The following is a 274-nucleotide window of genomic DNA, read 5'->3' on the forward strand; positions in this document are numbered from 1 at the left end:
CTGGGACTTCGCGCCACAGTATTCGGTGGCCCTGTCGCTGTCGCGCTCGCAACGGCTGCCGACCGCGCAGGAGCTGTACGCCGACGGCGTGCACCTGGCCACCAACACCTATGAACTGGGCAATACCGGCCTGGGCCGCGAGACCTCGCGCAACATCGACCTGACGCTGCGCAAGCATGCGGGCGACACGACGTTCTCGGCCAGCGTGTTCCACAACAAGGTCAAGAACTACATCTACGCCGACACGCTCGACCGCTACGAGGATTTCCGCCTG

At 64.6% G+C, this 274-nt stretch carries 1 protein-coding gene; it reads left to right on the plus strand.

The window, feature by feature from the left end; all coding sequences use genetic code 11:
• The coding region (locus SB751_RS30295; RefSeq protein WP_410749059.1) for a TonB-dependent receptor at positions 1 to 274 on the plus strand (274 nt) is incomplete at both ends.

The organism is Cupriavidus sp. SIMBA_020, from assembly GCF_046535395.1.
Classification (GTDB): Bacteria; Pseudomonadota; Gammaproteobacteria; order Burkholderiales; family Burkholderiaceae; genus Cupriavidus; species Cupriavidus campinensis.